The organism is Methylobacterium sp. Gmos3 (genome assembly GCF_056430985.1).
The window spans coordinates 260,323-276,575 of sequence record NZ_JBWJYL010000003.1 but is presented as its reverse complement, the minus strand read 5'-3'; the positions used below and the strand labels follow the sequence as shown (position 1 = coordinate 276,575).

The 16,253-nt window shown below is 68.2% G+C and carries 12 protein-coding genes; 7 read left to right on the top strand and 5 right to left on the bottom strand.

Translation table 11 applies throughout. The features are described from left to right. The 5 genes from ACS5Q7_RS07660 to ACS5Q7_RS07640 all read right to left on the bottom strand — a co-directional run. The coding region (locus tag ACS5Q7_RS07660) for a beta strand repeat-containing protein (RefSeq protein WP_478338743.1) at window positions 1–3,102 on the bottom strand (3,102 nt) is incomplete at its 3' end. 182 nt (window positions 3,103–3,284) lie between these two features. Further along, a complete protein-coding gene (locus ACS5Q7_RS07655; RefSeq protein WP_478338742.1) occupies window positions 3,285–3,599 on the bottom strand; it encodes a hypothetical protein in 315 nt (104 codons plus the stop codon). A gap of 1,162 nt (window positions 3,600–4,761) precedes the next feature. Beyond that, window positions 4,762–5,904: a YihY/virulence factor BrkB family protein gene (locus ACS5Q7_RS07650; protein WP_478338741.1), complete on the bottom strand. Its 1,143-nt coding sequence runs from the start codon at window positions 5,902–5,904 to the stop codon at window positions 4,762–4,764. Between the two features lie 43 nt (window positions 5,905–5,947). Then, window positions 5,948–8,821 carry a bifunctional diguanylate cyclase/phosphodiesterase gene (locus tag ACS5Q7_RS07645; protein ID WP_478338740.1) on the bottom strand — a complete coding sequence of 958 codons (2,874 nt, stop codon included), beginning with the start codon at window positions 8,819–8,821 and terminating at the stop codon, window positions 5,948–5,950. A 104-nt stretch (window positions 8,822–8,925) separates the two neighbouring features. After that, window positions 8,926–9,213: a hypothetical protein gene (locus ACS5Q7_RS07640; RefSeq protein ID WP_478338739.1), complete on the bottom strand. Its 288-nt coding sequence runs from the start codon at window positions 9,211–9,213 to the stop codon at window positions 8,926–8,928. Between the two features lie 138 nt (window positions 9,214–9,351). Here ACS5Q7_RS07640 and ACS5Q7_RS07635 point away from each other — a divergent pair, with 138 nt between their 5' ends. From ACS5Q7_RS07635 to mdoH, 7 genes are all read left to right on the top strand, one after another. After that, window positions 9,352–10,458, top strand: coding sequence for an SMP-30/gluconolactonase/LRE family protein (locus ACS5Q7_RS07635; protein WP_478338961.1), 1,107 nt, complete (start codon window positions 9,352–9,354; stop codon window positions 10,456–10,458). 175 nt (window positions 10,459–10,633) lie between these two features. After that, on the top strand, window positions 10,634–10,927 hold the full coding sequence (locus ACS5Q7_RS07630; protein ID WP_478338738.1) for a hypothetical protein: 294 nt from the start codon (window positions 10,634–10,636) through the stop codon (window positions 10,925–10,927). Between the two features lie 104 nt (window positions 10,928–11,031). After that, window positions 11,032–11,385 (top strand): hypothetical protein, encoded by a 354-nt coding sequence (locus ACS5Q7_RS07625; protein ID WP_478338737.1) that lies wholly within the window; start codon window positions 11,032–11,034, stop codon window positions 11,383–11,385. 30 nt (window positions 11,386–11,415) lie between these two features. Then, window positions 11,416–11,580 (top strand): YqaE/Pmp3 family membrane protein, encoded by a 165-nt coding sequence (locus ACS5Q7_RS07620; RefSeq protein WP_426220525.1) that lies wholly within the window; start codon window positions 11,416–11,418, stop codon window positions 11,578–11,580. 366 nt (window positions 11,581–11,946) lie between these two features. Further along, window positions 11,947–12,390, top strand: a complete 444-nt coding sequence (locus ACS5Q7_RS07615; RefSeq protein ID WP_478338736.1) for a Ros/MucR family transcriptional regulator — start codon at window positions 11,947–11,949, stop codon at window positions 12,388–12,390. Window positions 12,391–12,519: 129 nt separating this feature from the next. Next, window positions 12,520–14,073 carry an OpgD/OpgG family glucan biosynthesis protein gene (locus ACS5Q7_RS07610; RefSeq protein WP_478338735.1) on the top strand — a complete coding sequence of 518 codons (1,554 nt, stop codon included), beginning with the start codon at window positions 12,520–12,522 and terminating at the stop codon, window positions 14,071–14,073. Continuing rightward, window positions 14,073–16,208: a glucans biosynthesis glucosyltransferase MdoH gene (gene mdoH / locus ACS5Q7_RS07605; RefSeq protein ID WP_478338734.1), complete on the top strand. Its 2,136-nt coding sequence runs from the start codon at window positions 14,073–14,075 to the stop codon at window positions 16,206–16,208. Before ACS5Q7_RS07610 ends, mdoH begins: the two co-directional genes overlap by 1 nt. Window positions 16,209–16,253: the final 45 nt, after the last annotated feature.

The window sequence follows — 16,253 nt, the reverse complement described above, 5'->3', positions numbered from 1 at the left end:
ACCGACCGAGACCGCCGACGCCGTACCATTGCCCGAAGCACTCGCCGAGCGGCCGAGCGCGACATCCGCGATATTCGTCGCACTCGCCGTCAAGCCGATGGCGACACCGGCCATCGACGCCGCGCGCGAGGAGCCGCCGAGCGCAAGGCTGTCCTGACCCTGCGCTTGCGCGCCGCCGCCAGTTCCGGTCGAGCCCAGTGCCAGCGATCCCGTCCCCGTCGCCCCTGCGCTCCAGCCCATGGCCGTCGCGCCGGATTGCGTCGCGGTCGATCCCCAGCCTACCGCAGTGGTTAGAAAGCCCGAGGCCGTCGCGTGGCTGCCCAGGGCCGTCGCATAGGTGCCGGAGGCGGTGGCAGCTTGGCCAAGTGCGGACGCGTAAGTCGCCGAGGCTACTGCGCCATTGCCGAGGGCCGTCGCATAGCTGTCGGTGGCGCTTGCGTAACTGCCAAGGGCCGTCGCATAGCCGTTGGCGGCGCTTGCGTAACTGCCAAGGGCCGCCGCGTTGTTGCCAGCGGCGGCTGCCCCGTTGCCGAGGGCCGTCGCGTAGCCGCCGGCGGCATTCGAGGTCCAGCCCAAGGCCACCGAGTTTACTGCGGCGTAGGACGCATAGCCCACCGCGAGCGCTACGTTCCCCTGCGCGTTCGCCGATGTCCCGATAGCGATCGCCGACCAGTTGAAGCCGCCTGCGGCCGTCGCCCCGTTGCCGATCGCCACATCGCCAGATGCGCCGCCCGATTTGGCGTTCAGACCCAGCGCAATCGACTGGTCCTTCGAAGCCACGGCACCGCCGATGGCGATGCTGTCCCGGCCCTGCGCCTTCGCGCCGGTCCCGGCGCCGGTCGAACCCAGCGCCAGCGATCCCGTCCCCGTCGCCCCCGCGCCCCAGCCCATCGCCGTCGCGCCGGATTGCGTTGCACTGGATCCCGTGCCCACCGCGGTCGTCGCAAAACCCGAGGCGGTCGCGCTATTGCCGAGGGCCGACGAATAGGTGCCGATGGCGGTCGCGAAATTGCCCAGGGCCGACGCATAGGTGCCGGCGGCATTCGCCCAAGTGCCTAGGGCCGTCGCAGTGTTGCCGGCGGCAATCGACGCATAGCCAAGCGAAATCGAATACCCGCCGGCAGCGTTCGAGGACCAGCCCAGAGACACTGAGTTCGCTGCTGCGTAGGACGCGTAGCCCAGCGCGATCGCCGCATTGCCCTGCGCGTTCGCCAACGTCCCGATGGCAATCACCGACCAGCCGCCGCCGCCCGCAGCCGTGGCTCCGCTGCCGATCGCGATATCGCCGGTTGTGCCTATCGCGTTGGCGTTCAGGCCCAGCGCAATCGACTGGTTTGCCGCAGCCCGGGCGCCGCCGACGGCGATGCTGTCCGAACCCTGCGCCTGCGCGCCGACTCCGCTGCTGCTCGTGCCCAGCGCCGTCGCGCCGGCGGCCGAGGCGTTGGCAGCGTCGCCGATCGCCACCGTGTAGTTCGCCGACGCCTTGGCCGTGTCCCCGACCGCCGTCGCACCGGCCCCCGACGCGACGCTGCCGTAACCGACCGAGACCGCCGACGCCGTACCATTGCCCGAAGCACTCGCCGAGCTGCCGAGCGCGATATCCGCGGTGTTCGTCGTACTTGCCGACAGGCCGATGGCGACACCGGCCATCGACGCCGCCCGCGAGGAGCCGCCGAGAGCGATACTGTCCTGGCCCTGCGCTTGCGCGCCCGTGCCGGCGGTGCTGGTGCCCAAGGCCAGCGAACCTGATTGGCTCGCCGCTGTGTTCGTGCCGATCGCGGTCGCGAACTGGCCGGAGGATGCCGCAAACCACCCAAACGCCGACGATTGTAACCCGGTCGCCTTCGCGTTCCCGCCTACAGCCACCGCGTAACTCTGTGTCGCTGCGGCGGTGCCGCCCATCGCCAACGAACTGACGCCGCTGGCCGCTGAGGAATAGCCCAACGCGATCGCGTAGGTTCCGCTCGCGTTGGCCAACCAGCTCATCGCGATCGCGCCAAAGCCGCCTGCGGCTGACGAATCACCTACGGCAACCGAACTCAGGCCGCTCGCATAAGACCTGATGCCCAATGACAACGAATAATTGGCCGCTGCATTGGAAGAACCGCCAATGGCGACGGCTTCTACGCCAATCGCCTTCGCGCCCACGAGGGGAGAGAAGTTATACGACGTGCCGATGGCGACCGACCCGGCGCCCGAAGCATTCGCGTTCGACCCCTGTGCGATCGCCCCTGTCGCGGACGCCACGGCAGATTGACCAAGCGCCAGGGAGGAGGGACCGCTTGCGGTCGCCCCATAGCCAACTGCCGCCGCAGAGCCGCCGGCCGCGGTAGCATAATTGCCAACGGCCGTCGCACTGCCGCCGCCGGCATTCGCCCCATTGCCAAGGGCCGTCGCGTAACCGCCGGCGGCGTTCGACATCCAGCCCAGGGCCACTGAGTTCGCGGAAGCATAAGACGCGTAGCCCAGCGCGATCGCCACGTTTCCCTGCGCGTTCGCCAACGTCCCGATCGCAATCGCCGACCAATTGGAGCCGCCTGCGGCCGTGGCCCCGTTGCCGATCGCCACATCGCCGGAAGCGCCACCCGAGTTGGCATTCAGACCGAGCGCAATCGATTGGTTCGTCGAAGCCACGGCGCCGCCGATGGCGATGCTGTCCTGACCCGCCGCCTTCGCACCCACACCACTGCTGCTCGAGCCAATCGCCGTCCCGCCCGCGCCCGCGGCGTTGGCAGCGTCGCCGATCGCCGTCGCGTAGGGGCCGCCCGACTTGGTGCTCACACCCAGGGCCACCGAGTAGTTGCCGCTCGCGTTCGCGCTCTGCCCGTAGGCCGAGGCATCCGTGCCGCCCGCCGTCGCGCCGTTTCCGTTCACGGTCGAGGTGGCGAGGGCGGGCGCCACCATGGCGAGGACCGCCGAGATCGCGCCGGCCCCCAGGGCGCCGACGCGGGCCCGCTTGCCGAAGGCCACGAAGAGCGACGACAGGCGCAGTACCGCCATGATGCGTCTGCGCATCCCGTCGGTCAGCTCCCCGTGGATGCCGACCGCGTAGCCCAGATGCGCCCCGCCACGGGTGCCTTGATCCTTGCGACGCGTGTTCATTGTAGCCCCTCAGACTTGTTCGCGCCGTTTGCCGTCGCGGATGATTTCGTTGTGTCTTCGCCAAGTCGTCGTGATCTTCGTCACGGTTTTCGACTTGGATTGCAGGGCGCTTCTCGACGTCGCGCCCCCTGAATTCTCGTGGATGCCGGCCGGCGCTACCGATGAGCGCCGTGCCGGCCGGTTCATTCGGTGTGGCGCTCGCCCCGCGCGACAGGATTGGTTCGGGCGATCTCAGCGGTCGGACTGTCTGGCGCCCCGTCGCCCGCCTCGAACGATCCCCGCGCGAAGGCCGCGCGGAGCCGCCATGCGGCGATGCCGGTGGCGGGCACGAGCACGGCCACAGCCGCCGCGCAGGCGAATTCTCCCCGCGTCACGAGGCCTACGAGAAAGCCGGAGATGGCCGCCGCCAGCAGCCCGACCACGGCCGAGTCGCGCTCGTCCGCCAGCCGGTTCGGGCTCTGGTCGTCGAAACGGGTTTGAACCTCGTGCCTGTTCATCCGATCACCCCCGCTCGAACCGCCCGCACGCGGACCCGAGCGTCGCCGCATCCGAAAGCCGCGCCTCCGGCTCGATCCGTCGCGCGCCCTGCCGATCTTGCTTCCAAATAACCTAACAAGATGCTCGTATTCACAAGTTGTACTTGCTGTAGCCACAACCTATAGTAATAGTATTTGGCTATTACTTGGCGATACGGTGATGTCCCACCGGAGGCGCGCCTGTCAACGATTAACAGGCCGAGGCCCAATGCATCGGCCGCGCGGCGCCATTAACGAATGTTATTAATGAAATCGTACATCGCGTGTTTGCTGTATATTAGCTACGTATTTGGCGAATGATTCGCGTGTATATAGCTTAGTTTCTCAATATACATGATATAATAAGCATAATCTATTATGGATTATCAGTTGTGTGCAGGCTTCAGGGACACGCCTGTCATCGTAGGATCCGAAATGCGAATTATGATAATGAAAGCGGCTCCCTAACGTTCAACATGCCGCAGATGCGAATAGATCACATTATTCGGATGGAGCGCTCGGGCCGTTATGATTGTTTAGGTTGACGCCGCACTACAAGGCGCTTGATCATCGTGCGGGCGGTGGGTCCTGATGATTGTCTTGCAAGCCCTCTCGCCGTACCGGACGCTCGAAAAGCGAACCGCTTTGAGTGCGGATCGGTGCTCCGGGCACGGGAATCGGCGTCACGGGCCTGTCGCGCAGGTTCGCGGGCGCACCGGATCGGGCGTCGGCCCTATTCACAAATCGGAAGCGCATTGGAACGTGAGTACAATGCGGCCCGTCATCGTCGCATCAAACTGAAGACACTCGTCCGAAGCGTTTGGCGCGCGACACCGGGCAAACCCGCTTCAACCGATGAATTTTTGGAATGATATTGAAACTGGGTCGATGCCGACAATTGCGAGATCTGTCAGATGAAAGCTTTCATGGCACAGCCCTGTGTCGTTCGACTTCATCGGCCGATCTGGGGTTGAGATCGACACATCTTGCGGCGTCAGCCGCCGAGAGGTCCTATCCCTCTAAAAATCAGGCGCGCGCACCGCTTCTTTCGGCATCGTTGCCCTCGCGCAACAGTTTGCGCGGGGACACGATTGACGCCGTAGAACCGGGAGCGCCGGACGGGATTGAAACTTTGCCGGTTTACTTAAGTAGCGTCGGCGGCCTTCCCGACCGTGTCCGCCATCTTCGCGCGGCGGGTGCCCATGGGCTGGGGCTTCCCCACGGTCGTGTCCTCGGCGGTCTGGTGCTCCATTTCGGCGTTCACCTGCGCGCCGAGCAGCACGATGGTCGTGGAGATCCAGATCCAGGTCATGAAGCCGATGGCGGCGCCGAGCGACCCGTAAGTCTGGTTGTATTTGCCGAAGTTGGCGACGTACCACGAGAACAACAGGGAGCCGCCGAGCCAGAGGAACGCTGCGAGGGCGGAGCCGGGGGTGGCCCAGCGCCAGCGTGGGGCATCGCGGCTGGGGCCGTAGCGGTAGAGCAGCGCGAGGCCGAGGAGCACCGCCAGGAACAGGACCGGCCAGCGCAACTGGGAGAGCCACCATGCGCCCTCGCCGAGGCCGAGGAAGTTCAGGGCGAGGGGCAGGGCCACCACGCCCGACAGCGCCAGCACGAGGAACAGCAGCGCGCCGGCGGTGAAGCCGAGCGAGACGAGGTTGAGGGTGACGAAGCCGCGGGATTCGCGTTCGTTGTAGACGAGGTTCAAGGCATCGAAGACGTGCTTCATGCCGCCGTTGGCGCTCCAGATCGACAGGGCGAGCCCCAGGAACAGGCTGAAGCCGAGTGTGGTGCTGCCCTTCTCGTTCAGCCGCTTGACCTGCTCGCCGACGATATCGAGGGCGCCCTGGGGCAGGATGCCCTGAAGGCTCCCGAGCTGTTCGGAGATGGTCGCCGGATCGGCCACGAGGCCGTAGAGCGAGACCAGGGCCGCGATGGCCGGGAAGATCGCCAGCAGGGCGAAGAACGTCACCCCGGCCGAGACCAGCATGATGCGGTTCTCGCCGATATCCCGCCACGTGCGCAGGAGGATGTCCTTCCAGCCCGCGGCGGGAATCTCGGTGGGCTTGGCGGCCTTGCGGCCCCGGTCGGCCTGGGTGCGGGCGACGTGCTCGGCCTCGGGACCGGCATGGGAGGGTGAGGGCTGGCGGGCGTCGTCCGGCTGGCGGGCGCCGCGCGATCTCGGCAGGGCCACGATTCCAACGAGCGCGGTGGCGAGCCCGAGCGTCCAGATGAGAGAGGCGGCGCCCGTGTTCTTGTGTTGACGCGGCGAAGTGGAGTTCGGCATCGGCGCCCCCGTTCCATTCGGGGAAGCGCCCGAACTCCTCTCGCTAACCTCCGTTCGTCCCGGCGCGTTTCAGGGCGCCGACAGTTTGTCTTTCCGGGACCGCGAGGCGGGCGCCGACATCCCTCGTCCAGGCCGCCGCCGCGCCCTCGCCGTGGAGGTAGGGGGAAAACACCGCGATGGGCTCCGGCCTGCCGATGAGGTACCCCTGCACCTCGTCGCACGCCTCCTCGGTGAGGAAGCGCATCTGGTCGGCGGTCTCCACGCCCTCGGCCACCACGCCCATGCCGAGGCTGCGCCCGAGCCCGAGCACCGCCCGGACGATGACCGCCGCCTGCGGGCTGCCCTCGACATGGCCGACGAAGGAGCGGTCGATCTTGATCTTGTCGAAGGGGAAGGCCTGCAGCGTCGCCAGCGACGAATAGCCGGTGCCGAAATCGTCCATGGCGATGGAGATGCCGAAGCTCTTCAGCCGGCGCAGGATGCTCAGCGCGCGCGCCATGTCGTTGATGATGACGGATTCGGTGATCTCGAGTTCGAGCCGTGCGGGCGGCAGGCCCGCCTCGGCCAGGATGGCCAGGATCCGCTCCGCCAGATCGGATTGCTGGAACTGGAGCGGCGAGAGGTTCACGGCGATCTTCAGCGGGCGGCTCCAGCGTGCCGCCTCACGACAGGCGGCGCGGAGCACCCACTCGCCGAGCGCGATGATCAGCCCGCCCTCCTCGGCCAACGGCACGAAGACGCTCGGCGGCACGAGGCCGCGCTGGGGATGGCGCCAGCGCACCAGGGCCTCGAACCCCACGAGGTCCCGGCCGCCGGTCGTCATCTGCGGCTGATAGTGGAGCGTGAGCTGGTTCTCCGCGATGGCGCGGCGCAGATCGGCTTCGAGATCCCGGCGCTCGGCCTCCGCCTCGTCCATCGCGAATTCGAAGACGCGATGGGTGTTCCGGCCTTCCAGCTTCGCCCGGTAGAGGGCGAGATCGGCCCGCTTGAACACCTCTTCGCCGCTCTCGCCGTGGGCCGGCACCAGCGCGATGCCGATGCTCAGGCCCACCTCCACCCGCTGCTCGCCGAAGGGAACGGGCGCGTTCACCGACTGGATCAGGCGCCGCGCCAAGGCCTCGACGGCGGGGACATCGCCACCATCGGCCACGAGCACGGCGAATTCGTCGCCGCCGAGGCGGGCCACAACGTCCTCCCCCCTCACCTCGACCCGGATCCGGTGGGCCACGGCGCGCAGCACCGCATCCCCCGCGAGATGGCCGAGGCGGTCGTTGACGGCCTTGAACCGGTCGAGGTCGAGGCAGAGCACCGCCGCCGAGCCGCCCCGCTGCCACAGCTCGCCGAGGCGTTCGTCGAGGCGATCGTAGAACAGGGCCCGGTTCGGCAGATCGGTGAGGCCGTCGTGGCGGGCCATGTGAGCGATCTGCCGCTCGGCGGCCTTGCGGGCGCTGATGTCGATCTGCGTGCCGACGAAGCGGAGCGGGCGGCCATCCTCGCCTCGGGCCACCACCCGCCCCCGGGTGAGGAGCCAAGCCCAGGTGCCGTCGCTGCGGCGCATCCGGTGCTCGCATTCGTAGAGGGCCGTGCGGCCTTCGAGATGGTCCGCGAGCACACGCTCGGTGAGCGGCGCATCTTCGGGATGGACGAGCATCCGCCATGTGCGGGCATGGGCTTCGAGATCCCCCGGCTGGTAGCCCAGCACCTGCCACCACCGCTCCGAGCACCATGCGGAACCGGTCACGAGGTCGGAATCCCACAGGCCGTCGCTGCCCGCGTCGAGCGCCAGCGCCAGCCGCACCTCGCTCTGCGCCACCCGCACCTCGGCGGCCTTCCGCGCGGTGATGTCGGTGAAGGTGAGCACCGCTCCGCCCCCGGCGAGGGGCACGAGCCGCACCTCCACCACGCTCCCCTGCGGCCCGACATGCTCGAAGGCGCGGGTTTCCCCTGCGCCGATGCCGTCGAGCGACCAATGGTGCAAGGTCTCGGGCGAAGGGGCGCTGCCCTGCTGGCGGCATACCGCCTCGAAGGACGGCTGCGCGCGCATCAGGGCCGGCGGCAGGCCGAGCAGGGCGATCGCGCGCTCATTGCACACCCGCACGAGGCCGGTGGAATCCACCATCATCAGGCCCTGGTCCATCGTCTCCAGGACTGTGTCGAGCAATCTGCTCTTCTCCCGCAGCAGTTGCTCGCCCTCGCGCAGCGTGCGGTTCGTGCGGTGCAGATGCTCCACGAACAGCGCCAGCCCCGTCATGGCGAGGATGGTCAGCATCCCGGCCGCGATGCCGAGCGCCAGGACACCGGGCGGGAAGGTGTCCACCTGCGGGACCGAGGCCGGATCGGGCACGATCTCCACCGCCGCCATCGCGATGAAGTGCAGGCAGGCGATGGCGGCGGTGAGCAACGTCGCCGCCAGGATATCGCCCTGGCGGCCGTCCGAGCGGCGGGCGGCGGTGAGCGCCAGGGCGGACAGGCCGGTACAGGCCCCCAGGGCGAGGGCGACGATGGGCATGTGCCAAACGAAGACACCCGGAAAGCGCACGCCGGCCATGCCGGTGAGGTGCATCGCCGCGATGCCGAGCCCGAGCACCGCCCCCGACAGGGCCGCGCCGCCCACCCCGGACAGGCGACGGGCGAGGATCAGGGCCACACAGGAGGAGCCTACCGCGACGAGGAGGGACAGGAGCGTGATCGACGGATCGTAGCCGATACCGAAGCCGGGATCGTAACCCAGCATGGCGATGAAATGCGTGGACCAGATGCCGATGCCGGCCGCGAGGCCCGCACCGAGGATCCAGCCGGTGTGGCGCGCATCGAAACCGCCCCGGGCCTGACGCAGGATGTAGAGCGTCGCAAGACAGGAAAACCAGCAGACCAGGGCGGCAAGCGGCACCGCCCAGGCCGTGTGTTCGTGCGTCAAGCAGAAGAGCGCGCGATACATCAATCCATCGAGCCCCAATCGAACAGGCACGATGGACTCGCACAACTTTAAGATGAGTTATCGTACAACCTACCGACGATTTCCTAACGAGCAAGTGATGGGCCGCCGGCTGCTCCGCCGGTGCCGGGCGGCCCGCTGGTGCTCGTGCCGCCGATATTCACGCCGGGTGTCGTGCCGGGGACGGGCGAGTTGCTCGAATTGGCTTCGTTGCCTCGCGTGATCGGGCTGGGACCCAGATCGCGCTCGCCACGCGTGACGCCGCCCACATTGGCCGGCGGGGTGACGCCCGTGTTGCCGGCCCCTCCGGTCACGGTCTGCGCGAGAGCGGGCGATGCGAGGGTGAGAGACAGGGCGAGGAGGGTGAGCCGCATGAAGTCCGATCCGTTCGGTGGGAAGCCGGCGGCAACGGATCCCGCAAGCGAAGGTTCATCCGGCTGCGGCGTCTTCGTCCGGAACAAGCCGAGCGACGGCGTCTTTCCGAGGCTGAACGCCTCCAGGGACGCCCCATGATCCGCCAGACGCTCGCCGCCGCCTTCCTCCTGTCCTTCGGCCTCGGCGCGCCCGGCCATGCCGCCGACGGCGCCGCGTTCGACGGCGCGGCGCTGAAGGCGATGCTGCAGAGCGACAGCCTCGTCTTCAACGGCGTCACCCGCTCGAAGGACGGGCGCGTGTTCTCGCCGTTCCAGCGCCAGACCAAGGACAAGGGCCTCGAACTCGGCGAATGGAAGGACGGCAAGGTCGTCGCCTACCCGAACGAGGCGTGGAACGCCTGGAAGCAGGGCGACGACCCGGCCAAGGCCTTCGTGGCGGTCAACGCGATCCGCATGGGGTCGGACGGAGACCTGTGGGTGGTGGACAAGGGCGCGCCGGGGCTCGGCGAGGCGCCGTTGCCGGGCGGCCCGAAGCTCGTGCAGATCGACATCGCCAAGAACGAGGTCCGCAAGGTCTATCCGCTCGGGGGGGCCACGGACGAGAAGAGCTTCATCGACGATTTCCGCTTCAACGGCGGCAAGGTCTACCTCACCGATGCGGGGCGTCCAGGGCTGATCGTGCTGGATCTCGCCACGGGCAAGCTGCGGCGGGTGCTCGACGGGCATTGGTCGACCATCGCCCAGCGACCGCTCACCGGGCAGGGACGCGTCCTACGCGACGACAAGGGGAAGCTCCTGGCGATCCATGCGGATCAGCTGGAGGTCTCGCCCGATGGCAAGACCTTCTATTATCAGCCCTGCACCGGACCGCTCTACAGCATCGAGACGAAGTGGCTCGATGACGAGGGCGCCAGCGATGCCGAGCGGGCGAAGCATGTGAAGCTGTTCGCGCCGACCGTTGCGACCGGCGGGACCGCCATCGATGCCGATGGCACCATCTACTCCAGCGACACCGACGCCCTGCGCATCCTGAAGATCGCCCCTGACGGCACCACCAGCACCCTGGTGCAGGATCCGCGCCTCGTCTGGGTCGACGCCATGTGGATCGACGACGAGGGCGGCCTCTGGATTCCGGCCGCTCAGATGAACCGCACGCCTGCCATGAATGGCGGGGAATCCTCGGCGGTGAAATTCCCGACGACGATCTATCGCCTGGAGATCGGTGCGAAGCCGGTGAGGAACTGAGTCTTTCAACAACCGACGGTGGAAGGTTCGTCCGCCGTCGCTTCATCGCGGGGCGGATCGGCTATACTCGGCGCGCTTGTCGCAACGTCCCGAGTTATCGTGTCGAGTCATCTTGCCGAGTGATCCATCACCCCCCGAGACGCGCGCCCTCGCCGCCGAGGAGGCCGCCGATGGCATGGCGAAGGTCCACCGTCTGGCGACCGAGCTCGCCGCGCGCATGCGCTACGCGCAAATCGTGGAACGCCCCCTGCCCCCGGAGCAGGTGACGGCCCTCGTTCAGGCGGCGCGGCTGTTGCAGGACAAGGGCGAACCCTGGCCGCAGCTCGTGGGCGAGGTGCTGAAGCAGGTCGCCGACGATCTCGCCGAGGAAGCCGAGCCCAAGATGGTGGAGGAGAGCGAGAGCGGTCGCATCGTCGCCGGCCTGAACCGCTTCCTCGGCGCGTTCCGGCGGGACGTGAAATCGCCCTGAGCGGCATGAGCGGGTGGCGACGCGCCGCAGGCAGGCATGTCGGCCGCGCCGGCACCCTTTCACACGATGTCGCGTTGGCCCCGCATCACCGCAAAGGCCGCACGATGCTCCGCTCCGAGACCCCGCCCCCGCCCGGAAACCTCGAGCCGCGAGATCCGCCGGAATCCGACCGGCCGAACGTCGCCCAGCTGAAGGGTGATATCAACAGCGGTCGCACGGGCGACAAGGTCGAGCATGTCGATGTCGGAGCGGCGATGCTCGGCACCTGCGAGGAGGCCGGGGGTGCCCCGCCGACGCCACAGGAGGTGAAGCTGGCGCGGGCCAACGAGGCAGCCTCGCCGCGCGTCCGTGCGGCGGCCGACCCCCATGGCAGGCGTAGTTGGACCCTCCCGCTTTACGGCGGGGTCCTCGCGGCTATCTGTGCCGTGCTGGTCCTCGGGCTGATGCTGATCCACTGATCGGCGCCCGGCCGCAAGGGAGCCGTTTCCATGGTCATGATCATCATCTGCTTCCTGGCGCCGTGGCTTGCCATGTTCCTGCGCGGGAAGATCTTCCAGGGCATCCTCTGCATCATCCTCCATCTGACGCTAATCGGCTGGATCCCGGCGACGATCTGGGCACTGGTCGTGACTCAGCGCGAGAAGTCGGCCTGAGGCGGGCGCCGGCGCGGTTTCGGTTCGATCGGGATCGCCCGCTTCACCGTCCGGGGAAGCGGGACCTGACCGGACGTGGCGGATCCCTGGGCGGCCTCGCTCCGGTCGCAAAGACGGGGGACACGGCCTGAGCCGAGGTTCCCCGAGACCGCGCCAGACGGCCGTGCAAGCACATCGTAGCCCTCTAGGCAGGCAGCCGTACCAGGCGCGGAGTCACCAGACGCCCAATCGATGATCTTACTGCCCGGCCGCAAGCCATTCGCTGAACGCTGATCTGTAATCCGTACGTATGACAGCATTTCCGCTTGCACTTATCCGCGATACAGCCCATCGCAAAGTTGAGGGTGCAATCATGGAAACACGCGAATGTCTCACGATACCGAAGGACACAGCTTCGACTTCATCGTAGCTACCGGCGACATCGTCGCCGCCTATGTGTCCCACAACCACGTCGCCCCGTCCGATCTTCCCCACCTGATCGCCACCGTGCACCAGACCCTCGGCGCGCTCGGCAGCCATACCCCGGTGGTGCAGGAAGAGTCGGTGGAGAAGCCCTCCGCCGGGCAGGTCCGCAAGTCGATCCAGCACGACGCGATCATCAGCTTCCTGGACGGGCGCCGCTACAAGACGCTGAAGCGCCATCTCGCGGCGCACGGCTTCACCCCGGCGAGCTACCGCGAGCGGTTCGGCCTCGCCCCGGACTATCCGATGGTGGCGCCCTCCTACAGCGAGAAGCGCTCGAACCTCGCCAAGTCGCTCGGCCTCGGCCGCCCGGCCGATACGGCCGCGACCCGGCAGAAGGCGGCCTGATACGACGACGACCGGCTGCCCGGGTGACGCCCGGCGGCCGGTGCCGCATGATAGCCGGGACATCACGGAACCATTCGGCCACCTTGGCCATATCTGTTGCTCCGTGACATGCTGAAGAGACCTTATCCCGTGCATCGACGCAACGTCATCCTCGGCGGATCCGGTGCGGCCCTCGTCGGCCTGCTGGACCGGGGTCTTCTGCCGGGCGCCGCGCTGGCGGAGTCGAACGACAAGCAGCAGGCTCCCGCCCCGGCGCCGGGTCCGTTCGAAGGCTCGACCGTGCGCCGCCTCGCGCAGGCGCTGTCGAAACAGCCGTTCAAGGCGCCGTCCACCGATCTGCCGGCGGCGATCAAGTCCCTTTCCTACGACCAGTATCGCGGCATCCGCTTCCGCAAGGAGCGCGCCCTGTGGCGCGACCAGAAGCTGCCCTTCGAGGTGCAGTTCTTCCCCCGGGGCTTCCTGTTCCGCCCGGCCGTCGACATCTTCGAGGTCGCGGACGGCAAGGCGACCGCCGTGCCCTACAATGCCGACCTCTTCAGCTATGACGACCCGGCCTTGCGGGTGACCGAGCCCCTCGGCTTCGCCGGCTTCCGCATCCATGTGCCGGGCCAGGGCGGCGGCGACAGCGACGAACTCTGCGCCTTCCTCGGCGCGAGCTACTTCCGCGCCATCACCAAGGGGCAGCAATACGGCCTCTCGGCGCGCGGCCTCGCCATCGGCACCGGCAATTCGAAGGGCGAGGAATTCGCCCGCTTCCGCTCGTTCTGGCTGGAAAAGCCGAAGCCTGACTCGCCGGCCCTGGTGATCCACGCGCTCCTCGACAGCGAGAGCGTCACGGGCGCCTACCGCTTCACCGTCCGGCCCGGCACGGCGACGGTGTTCGACGTGGAGAGCGTGCTCTACCCCCGCGTCGACATCGTCGAATCCGGCATCGCGCCGCTCACCAGTATGTACCAGCTGTCGCCGAAGGATTCCCGCCGCTTCGACGAGTGGCGCCCGGCCGTCTACGATTCCGAGGCGCTGCTGATGTGGACGGGCCAGGGCGAGCAGATCTGGCGCCCGCTGTGCAACCCGGTGGACCTGCAATTCAGCGTGTTCGGGCAGGCCAACCCGCGCGGCTTCGGGCTGATGCAGCGGGACCGCATCTTCGCGGATTACCAGGACCTCGAAGCCCGCTACGACAAGCGGCCGAGCCTGTGGATCGAGCCCATTGGCGATTGGGGCGAAGGCGCCATCGACCTCGTGGAGATCCCGACGCCGAACGAGACCAACGACAACATCGTCGCGTTCTGGCGCCCGAAGGACAAGCTGACCGCCCACGGCGAATACACCTTCACCTACCGGATGCACTGGGGCTGGGACATCCCCTGGCAGACACGGCTCGCGCGGGTCACCACGACCATGATCGGCGCCGGGCCGGAGGAGAACAGCCGCATCTTCGTCATCGACGTCGTGGGTGACGCCGTGAAGGGGAAATCGGCCGACGCGCCGTTCCGTGCGGAGGTCAGCACCAGCGTCGGCAAGGTCACCGACGTGGCGGCGATCCCCAACCCCGAGACCGGGGGGTGGCGATTGAGCTTCCACCTGCTCCACGGCGGCGCCAAGCTCGCGGAACTGCGCTGCGTGCTGCTCGGTGATACCGGGCCGGTCTCCGAGACCTGGCTCTACCGCTGGACCGCCTGATGCCGGTTCTGGAAGCCGCGCCGGACGTGGCGACGCGCCCCGCCCTTCCGCCGCCGGCCCCCCTCGACATGCCGGTCCAATCGCTGCGGGCCGAGCCCCGGCGGGAGGCTGGCCTGATCGCGCCGACACGCGGCCTCGCCCTGCGGCGCGTCCTCGTCATCGGGGGCGCGGTTGCGATGACCGCCATCGGCGGGCGCCAGATGTACCTCGTCCTGAACGGGGCGGGGCAGAGCTTCCTCGGCTGGGCGGTGCTCATTCTCTTCGTCGTGCTGTTCGCCTGGATCGCCCTGGCGTTCACGAGCGCCCTCGGCGGCCTCATCGACATCCTGGCGGCGCGCCGCCGATCCGACGACGGGTCTCTGCCGGAGCTCGGCACGCGCACGGCGCTGTTGATGCCCTGCTACAATGAGAACCCGGCGCGGATCGCGGCGGGCCTTCAGGCGATCTACGAATCCCTGGAAGCGACCGGCCGCCTCGACAGCTTCGACTTCTTCATCCTCAGCGACACGACCGACCCGGATGTCTGGATCGCGGAGGAGGCCTCGTTCCTCGCCCTGCGCGAGCGGACCGGGAGCCATGGGCGCATCTTCTACCGCCGCCGGGCCAAGAACACCGAGCGCAAGGCCGGCAATATCGCCGAGTGGGTGCGCCGCTTCGGCGGGGCCTATCCGTTCATGCTGATCCTCGACGCGGACAGCGTGATGGAGGGCGCCACCATCGTGCGCCTCGCCGCCCTGATGGAGAAGGAACCCGGCACGGGACTGATCCAGACCCTGCCGGTGATCGTGAACGGTACGACCTTGTTCGCGCGGATGCAGCAATTCGCCGGACGCATCTACGGACCGCTCATCGCCCACGGCATCGCGCGCTGGCACGGCACCGAGGGCAATTACTGGGGCCACAACGCCATCATCCGCACCCGCGCCTTCGCGGAGCAGGCGGGCCTGCCGGTGCTGCGCGGGCGCACGCCCTTCGGCGGCCATGTCCTGAGCCATGATTTCGTCGAGGCCGCCCTGATCCGCCGGGGCGGGTGGGCGGTGCGCATGGTGCCCGACCTGCCCGGCAGCTTCGAGGAGGGGCCGCCCTCCCTCACCGACGTCGCGGTGCGCGACCGGCGCTGGTGCCAGGGCAACCTTCAGCATGCCGCCGTGCTGCCGACGCGAGGGCTCCATTGGGTCAGCCGGCTTCACCTGATGATGGGCATCGGCAGCTACGTGACCTCGCCGCTGTGGCTGATCTTCCTTCTGTTCGGCGTGCTGATTTCGCTGCAATCGCGCTTCGTGCGGCCCGAATATTTCGGCGAAGGCCCCTCGCTGTTCCCGAATTGGCCGAAGGTCGATCCCGTCCTCGCCGAGCAGCTCTTCACCGCCACGATGGCGGTGCTGCTGGCGCCGAAGCTGATGGCCTACATCGCGCTGCTGTTCGACCCCCGCCTGCGCCGGGCCTGCGGCGGCGGCATCCGCGCCTTCGGCGGCGTGCTGGTCGAGACGCTGATCGGCGGCCTGATCGCGCCCATCGCCATGCTGATCCAATCCTCGGCCGTGGTCGGCGTGCTGCTCGGCCGCGATTCCGGCTGGAACGCCCAGCGGCGCGACGACGGCCGCGTGCCTTTGGGCGCGGTGATCGGCGGCTACTGGCAATACACCCTGTTCGGACTGATCCTGGCCGGCGCCGCCTATGCGGTCTCGACGCCGCTCTTCCTCTGGATGACGCCGGTGCTGGTCGGCCTCGGCCTCGCCGTGCCCCTGGTGCTGCTCACGTCGAGCCGCAGCGCGGGCCGCGCCCTGCGCCGGCTCGGCCTGTTGCGGATTCCCGAGGAGGTCACCCCGCCACCCTCCCTGCAACGGGCGCTCGGCCTCTACCGCCAGTTGAGCCAGGACTCGGAGGGTGAGGATGGCCTGCGCCGCCTGATCCAAGATCCGGCCCTTCGGGCGCATCACCTCGACGCCCTGCCGCCGCCGCGCAAACGGGGCGACGGCCCCATCGACGCGAACCTCGTGGTGGGCCGGGCCAAGCTCGCCGATGCCGACGATCTCGAGACCGCCTGGGCGGGGCTCACCCGCGCCGAACGTGCCGCCGTGCTCGGCTCCCGAGAAGGCGTGAGAGCAGCCCTGGACCTCGCCGGCGTGGCGTGACGCATCCCCGCCTGGGCCAAGTTCCCGGCTCGCTCACGCCTGCAA